This is a genomic window from Streptomyces chengmaiensis (assembly GCF_029846775.1).
GTDB lineage: Bacteria > Actinomycetota > Actinomycetes > Streptomycetales > Streptomycetaceae > Streptomyces > Streptomyces chengmaiensis.
Genome location: NZ_JARWBG010000109.1, coordinates 1 through 7623, shown reverse-complemented (window position 1 = coordinate 7623; position 7623 = coordinate 1). Strand labels below are relative to the sequence as shown.

Sequence of the window (7623 nt, the reverse complement as noted above, 5' to 3'; positions counted from 1 at the left end):
CGCGCCCCGCGCCATGGCCACCTTCCGCAACCTCGCCATCGGCACCCTGAAGCTCCTCGGAGCCGACAACATCGCCAAGACCACCCGCGCCATCCGGCACGAACCCGAACGAGCACTCGCCATCCTGGGTATTACCAACAACCCCGGCACTCACGGAACTTGATCAAGCCCTGCTCCGTCGGCGGACCGTCAAGAAAGATCGAGGCTAACGAAGTACTACTAGGAGTGCCCTGAAGATCTTGAAACTGCGCCCGTCTTGCACTGGTTCATATCGATTGACATTCACCAGAAATCCAGGGTGAGTCGGGCGGTCAGGCCAAGATCTTCAGCGGTCTCCTAGGCCCTGCTGGCCGGCGCTCCACGAACACGTAGCTGTTCAAGTACTTCTACGCTACTGCTTCCTCGTGTCGCGAATGGACACTTCTCGCCAATTCCGGGTCGGCTTCGACCGCCGGAGAAGGAGCGGGGACGCTGTCGACGTCCGCGCGAGAGAACAGGAGCAGTCGTGTCCGAACATCGAAGAATAACTTGGTGGCGATGTCGCCTCATTGCGTTGATTCTCCCCGTGGTACTCCTGGCAGCCGGGGCTTCTGTGGTGCAGTGGCAGTTCCCCACCTCCGCATCGGCCGCGCCGACGAAGCCGGTTCACACCACGCCGCCTGATCTGACGCAGGCGAACAGCGATCCCCGCGCCAGGACGATCAGCATGCCGGACGACCCGCGGCTGCAGCTTCAATCCTTCGAGTATGTGCTCCCGACGGGGGAGAGCACCGGGGTAGCGGTGTACCCGGGTGATCCGGTGTACGACGGTGGCGGCAAGATCCGCACGCGGTACAACTGGCCGGCGAGGACGGCGTCTGGTAAGGATGCGCAGGATTTCCTGAATCGTGCGTGGGGTCAGCTTGACGAGATCGCATCCAATCCCGAGGGCGTCCGTATGCTCAAGGCGATGGGGGAGGCGTATCCACTGCCGCTGCCGAACAACGCCCCAGGATACGACAATCGATTCTACAACGTGGGTTCCCCTAACGATCCGTCACCCGTGAAGACGGTGATCACGCGTGCTCCGCCTGGCGGTCACTGGGAAACCCACTACCACGCGTGGGGGGCCAGAACGGACGGGGTGTCTCTCGGCGGCTCCTGGGCTGGTGAAGGTGTCGGGGCAGGCTACTCCTTCATCACTGTCCCTGAGTACGTCGATGGCCACTACACGAGCAAAGGAAAGCTCTTTGCGATGCGGCCGGCGACGACACTGTTCCACGAGTTGGTCCATTCACTGCGTAAAGTGGTCGGATTCAACCCCTTGGAGAATTCGTCAAATCCTGTGCGCGTGAAGGAACGAGTGCCCGATCCCACCAAGGGGTGGCTGGATGAAAGCGGGTGGCTGATCGAAACCAATGCCGAAGAGTTGATCACGCATGGGAGCAAGTCCGGGTTGAGGGACACCTTCGGCGCAAAGAAGTGGACGCAGGGGTTTGCCGTGAAAGCGGACCCGTATGCTGCCCGATCAGTACAGATCGCTACCGGCATTGCCGCGAAGAATCCTGGCGATCAGCTGATCCAGCGGACGCTGCAGGTTCGTGTGGGGTTGTCGAAGAACCCTGTTTCCGAGACGAGTTTCGTGAAGGCGAGTCCCATATCCCAGCCCCATCGCCCCACGTACGGAGTCCCTCAAAACCTACCCAATGTCAGGTTCGAATTGAGGAGCGGGGCGTCATGGCACACGGTTTCGCAGGCGGATTTCACCGATCCCGAGCGCAGTGCTTCTCTGGTGAAGCAGCAGTCTCCCGCCCCTGTCGCCGGTGCCGCCTGCGGCGGAGTCCCGTTCTCGGGCTGCTTCTACTCTGTCCGGAAGCCGACCGCGAAGGAGGCGCGGGCGACTGAAGAGTTCCATGCCGCGGAGGAGGAGGGGAAGGTCTTCCAGGTGCCCGCCGAGTCGGAGGTTGTCTCCGGCTTGTCAGCGGAGGAGATTCCGGTGTACGCGCGGGCTGCCGTGCGGAGCGCGGAGACGACATACGCTGCAGCGAAGGCTGCGGGTTCTGACCTGTCGGACATCGGGTTCACGTCCGATCTGGCCAAGTCCTGGAAGAACCCGACCAAGACCTTCGTTCCGTTTGGCGGGGCGACGTCGGCGGAGGGTCTGGCGCCTGCCCGGACTTCCAAGGTGCTGACGGAGGGCTGGGGGGCCTTCAATGAGGCGTTGACCCCGGCGATGGCGGCTCTGTGGATCAACTCCATCGCTGAGGCGTTCAGCCAGGATGCCACCGACCTGACCAAGGCGGCTGTCGTCCTCGCACCGGTCCCGGTCGTGGGGCAACTCGTCGGCATCGCTGATTCGGTAGAGCGTCGTGACGCTCTCAGCGGTGTCGTCAACGCACTGGCCCTGCTGGCGACCGTGTCCGAAATGGCGGGACAGCCGGAACTGGCCATGCTCTTCGGCGTCGTGGCACTCGTCACGACGGTCGTGGCCCAGATAGTGGACTGGGCGACGGGGAAGAGCGAGCAGGCCAAGGAGATCGATGCCCGCAACCAGGCGTGGCATGACGTGATGAAGAAGAACGTCATCGAAAAGTCCATCCCGGAGCTGCTGTCGACAGCGCAGAAGGCATTCGACCACGCACAGAGGCAGGTGCTGTTCGGCACCCACATCACGATGGAGACCGTGACCGCCAACGCGGCAAAGACGGGTCACTCCACCGCGATCGCCGCCGCCCGCACTGCGAACGCACGGATCATGGCCGATGCTGAAGCATCGGTGGGGTCGCTGCGCAGCGGCTTCGTCAACGGCGTCCACCAGGCGGTGTCCGCTCTGTTCGACTCACTGAACAAGGGCACCGGATCCGAGAAGTTCACCAGGGCCTACATGGACAATGCCGTCTGGCCGCAGTGGTCGAGCGACCACATCTTCAACTACTGCAGGGGGCGCGACCCCAACGCCACCCAGAACTCGTGCCCCCACCCTGAGAAGTACATTCCTCAGATGCGGGCAGACTTCGAAAAGAACCACGTGAAGCCGGTCATGGCCGACAAACCGAAGAACTCGTTCACGGCATCCGATGTGAAGGCTGCTCAAGACGCGGTCGACACCCGGGTACGTGAGGGCAAGATGTTCACCCCGATGCCCATCACGGACTCCACTCCCATACCGCCGGCCGGGTTCATTGCCTGCGCGGACGACGGTGGAACGTGCAGGGGAATCAAGGGGCGTATCGGCCAGGTCGCGTTCGGCGCCGCCGGATCATACGTCACGGCGCCACTGCCCTCCGGCGGGATCGCGTGCAAGGCGTCCTCGTTCCCGGTCAACCCGAACCCCGAAGCTCACCAGTCGTGCTTCGTCCCCGCTCAGGACAGCCCGGTCAAGGACAGAGACGGATCATGGCTGGCCTCGGTGCGCGTATGCGCGAAGCAGGGCGCGAAGTGTCACGTCTCCGGCACCCAGGTGGCGGCGTTCGGCACGGGTGCGACCTGGCTCGTCAAACCGGTCACGACCTCGGCCGCCTGCACCGCCGCCGCCTTCGGTGGCGACCCGGCCCCCGGCAAGACCAAGGAATGCCATGTGCTGACAGGAGCACCCCCGACCCAGGCGGTCAACGCGGGCGGCCCCTACCAGGCGTGCGCGGTCGAGGGAGAGCGGTGCCACATCACCGGCACCGTACGTCTGGCCTTCGGAGCCCACATCGACGACGAGGACCGCGGCTGGGCATACAAGACCGTCAAGGCGTCCGAGCACCCCGACGGCGCTCCCTGCACCATCGCCGCCTTCGGCAAGGACCCGCTGCCCGGCGAACGCAAGAGCTGCTACATCGCCAGTCCCCCGGCCCCGTTCACCTTCTGCGCCGGCCCGGACCAGACCTGTGCGGTCCCGGACTCCGGCACCTACCAGGCCGCCTACGGAGGTGACGGGACCTGGGTGGTCAAGACCGTCCCCGCCGGCGAGTTCCCCTGCAAGGACACCTCTTTCGCCGACGTCGCCACCCTGTCGGACGACCGCGTCCAAGGCGGCAGCCGCGGCTACTGCTACCTCTCCGCCAAGGACCACGACCTGATCCTCGGCGCGGATACCCATCATGAGAGCCAGAGCGTCGACGCCGACTGGGGCGCGCACGCCTGCGCCCGCGACGGAGACGTCTGCGCTGTCAACGGACCCGCGGCCTTCGCCTACGGCGTCTACGAGGCCGCCCAGGACAAGGGCGCCTACCTCGTCAAGACCGTTACTCTCCGAGACGGAGACAGCGCGGCCCTGTGCAGCTACGGCGGCTTCACCCCCCGCGATCCCCGACTCGGTGACACGTACTGCTTCCTCCTCAACACACCACGCCCGGACTTCGACACAGCCCAGACGGACTTCACCTACCGGGAGACCAAACGAACCAACCCCGGCACAGACCAGCCTTCCCCTCACCCCTCTGACCCGGCGGATCCGCACCCGACCCACGGCGCGCAGTTCAGCACCGGCTTCGAGAAGGGCGACGTCGAGCCGCACTGGACCGACACCGTCGACGAGGACGGGGGCGGCGCATCCAACGTCACCGGCAGGTACGACGTCCACGGACCCGTGGCCGGCACACGCACCGGGGAGACAGCCCACACCGGAACCGGATCCCTGAAGTACTCCGGCTCCACCAAGGGGGGCGTCGGCAACGCCCACGCCTACCTCAAGGTCTTCGACCTCGGTGACACGCCGGTCAAGCTCGACAGCGGGAAGACACTCGGCTACTGGATCCGCCCCGACACCGCTGACCGATGGGACAACGTGGACTGGCTCGACAACAACAGCAACTGCGTCGCACTCGATCTGGTGTTCACTGACGGATCCACCCTGCGGGACTCCGGCGCCGTCGACCACTCCGGCCGCAGCATCCATCCCGCCAAACAGTGCCAGAGCCTCCAGCCCAACCAGTGGAACCACGTCACCGTGCGCATTCCCGAAGGACTGAACGGCAAGGAGGTCAGCCGCATCAATCTTGGCTACGACCAGGACGGCCCAGGCAACGCCGACTACAGCGGGTACATCGACGACATCACCATCAAGTAGCCCACCAGAACCCGCAGCGGAGCCGCGCATCACCAGCGCGGCTCCGCACCGTCATCCGCAGAACCACGTGGCCACCTGGACCCGGGAGGTGAATTCGAGCTTGCGCAGGATGCGCTGAACATGTCCCTCCGCGGTACGCGGCGAGATCACCAGCCGGGCGGCGATCTCCTTGTCCGTCAGGCCCTGAGCCAAGAGCTCCACGACTTCACGTTCGCGCAGCGTGAGAGCGACGGCGACTGACGGGGACCCAGGATCGTCGGCGGCAGCTTCTCGGCCCCGGCCGAGCGCGAACCAGGGCCTGATCGATCTCCAGCGCAGCACCCACACCACGCAGCGCGGTGAACCGGCTCTTACCAAGGCGGGAACGATGGCGGAGGTAGTTGGACGCGGTGTCGAGGCGTGTTACACCGAGGTCGGCGGCTGCTTCGAGTAGGTCACGGGCGTGACCAGACCGGTGTAGCCCGAGGACGATAGTGCCGCCAGCGGTTCGCACAGCCCCTCCGTGATCAGCAAGTCGGCCAAAGTGATGATGTCGTCGGGGGCTCCGTCAAGGTAGACCGGGTGACCAGACAGCAGGGCACGCAGGCTTGGTTCTGCACGCTCGTGGAAGGTCAGTCGCTTGCCGCCACCGCATACTTGGAACGTGTCGCCGGATCGGATGATGGAGGGCGCGAACTCGGTGACGGCCGCGACTCCGTCCGGCCGCCCGAAGGCGCCCACGTGGGGCATGTGGCGTGCGGGCGGGGTGCTGGACCGCAGTTCGTCCAGGTACCGCTCCGGACTGTAGCTGGCGGCCAACGCGCTGAGCTTGTCCGCCAGCACCTGGTGTGCGGTGCCCTGGGCGCCCACCAGGTCGTGACGGAACGCTTCGTCGGCGCGGGCGGCATCAGAGAGGAAGTTGGCCCAGGTGACACCGGTCCGTCTGGTGAACCCGAACGTCACGTGCAGGGAGTGTCCACCACTCCCCGAGCCGAGGCGGGTCGCGGTGTGCCAGAAGCCTCGTGGGATGTGCATGACGTCCCCGGTCCACATCGTGCCCTTCCACAGCACTTCCTCGGAGGGGGTGCGGTTGCGTTCCGCGTCGCGGTACATCGGCGCCGGCCGCGACGGGCCGCGCACTTCCCACGACTTCTCGCCCGAGAGCTGCACGGCGACGACCTCGTGGTCGTCCCAGTGCAGATGGAATCCGTCGGTGTCACCGACCGCGAGGTAGGCGTGNCCCAGTGCAGATGGAATCCGTCGGTGTCACCGACCGCGAGGTAGGCGTGGGCAGAGGTGAGTTCGCCGGACCACCAGCCCAGGGCCCGGCAGGCGACTTCCAGCGTCGGGTCGAAGAAGTCCACATGATCCAGGACCACGGTGCCGCCGTCGCTGAGGATTCGTCCGAGGGCCGCCATGTCCGCCTGGCTCACGGCCTGCCGGCGCCGGTTGACGTTGGTGGACAGAAACGTAGACGGGTGCACTTCGTCGCCCTCGGCATAACAGCGCAGCTGCGGATTGGCCAGATGGCGGCGCTTGATCACGTCCAGCAGTTTGAGCGGGGTCAACAGCCGTGCGGGCAGCTCCGGGTCTGTGAGACGGCCGCGCGCGAACGCGGTCCCCACGGAACCCGGCCCGTCCCAGCCGAGCGCCTTCTCGATGTGGCTGACGAGCCGGTGCTCCATGGGTTCCCCCTACTCCTTCGGGAGGTTCAGGTCGCGGTTGTCGCCGTCATCTCCCGCGCTGTTCTGCGAGCTGGTGATGTCGGACCGCTCGGACTCGCTGCGGTCATGGGCGGTCGCCAGCTCTTCCACGGCGATCAGAAGCGCGGGGCTGGTCCCCGCCTGCGTGGACGCGCTCTCTGCCATCTCGTGCCCTCCACTTCGACTTCTCCCGGCAGGCTCCGGGCGAAGTGTCAGAGTTAACAGGCGTCCACCGCATGGCAGTAGGGCGGGATTCGGACAGTGCTGCAGCGCCCTCTGGTCATGCCAGCGCGTCGATTCTGCCGCGGCACGCGTGCTGGATCGCCCGCAGCCGCTCCACAGCCGCCTGGGTCAGCTTCGTCGTGTTCCTCGCCGAGGCTGGCGCCCGTTGACGCCATCACGAGGCGTTCCACCGCCTCGATCTCGTCGGGTGGCAGGACGAAAACACCAGGGAGGTCGAATCCCGTATCGATCTTGGTGGCGAGTAGCTCGTGCAGCGCGTCCCAGGACCGATATGCCTCCTGGCGCTTCTTCTTGCGCTCGTCTTCGTCGGCTGCGTCGCGGTGCTCTTCAATCGACCGGATCAGCTGTTGGGCCTGCCGGTTCAGGGCTGTGCACAGTTTCCGGAACCGAGCGTATAGCTTCAATGACGCGGCGATTCCCGCGACCACCAAGGTGACGGTCAGCGTGTTGAGCCACATCTGGTACTTCTCGTCACCGTCGTTGGCAGCGTGCGCGGACCACAGCAGACTGATGATGCCGAACCACAGCATGTCCACGCGCCAGTGCACGGCCCTTCCCAGCCGGGCACGCAGACAGGGCTTGATCAAGTTCCGTGAGTGCCGGGGTTGTTGGTAATACCCAGGATGGCGAGTGCTCGTTCGGGTTCGTGCCGGATGGCGCGGG

General features: G+C 65.5%; 4 protein-coding genes and 1 pseudogene. 1 reads left to right on the top strand and 4 read right to left on the bottom strand.

The window, feature by feature from the left end; genetic code table 11:
- The first annotated feature begins 505 nt into the window (after nucleotides 1–505).
- A complete protein-coding gene (locus QCN29_RS36275) occupies nucleotides 506–5035 on the top strand; it encodes a hypothetical protein (protein ID WP_279933516.1) in 4530 nt (1509 codons plus the stop codon).
- A 51-nt stretch (nucleotides 5036–5086) separates the two neighbouring features.
- On the opposite strand, the gene QCN29_RS37300 is transcribed toward QCN29_RS36275, so the two are convergent.
- The 4 genes and pseudogenes from QCN29_RS37300 to QCN29_RS36255 all read right to left on the bottom strand — a co-directional run bounded on the left by QCN29_RS37300 (nucleotide 5087) and on the right by QCN29_RS36255 (nucleotide 7508).
- Entirely contained in the window at nucleotides 5087–5356 is a 270-nt protein-coding gene (locus tag QCN29_RS37300; RefSeq protein WP_398860695.1) for a response regulator transcription factor, read from the bottom strand.
- 81 nt (nucleotides 5357–5437) lie between these two features.
- Nucleotides 5438–6699 (bottom strand): annotated as a pseudogene (locus tag QCN29_RS36265) (JmjC domain-containing protein).
- 9 nt (nucleotides 6700–6708) lie between these two features.
- Nucleotides 6709–6882: a hypothetical protein gene (locus QCN29_RS36260; protein ID WP_279933515.1), complete on the bottom strand. Its 174-nt coding sequence runs from the start codon at nucleotides 6880–6882 to the stop codon at nucleotides 6709–6711.
- Nucleotides 6883–6935: 53 nt separating this feature from the next.
- The gene (locus QCN29_RS36255) at nucleotides 6936–7508 is read right to left on the bottom strand and encodes a hypothetical protein (protein WP_279933514.1); all 573 of its coding nucleotides are present in this window, start codon (nucleotides 7506–7508) and stop codon (nucleotides 6936–6938) included.
- Nucleotides 7509–7623: the final 115 nt, after the last annotated feature.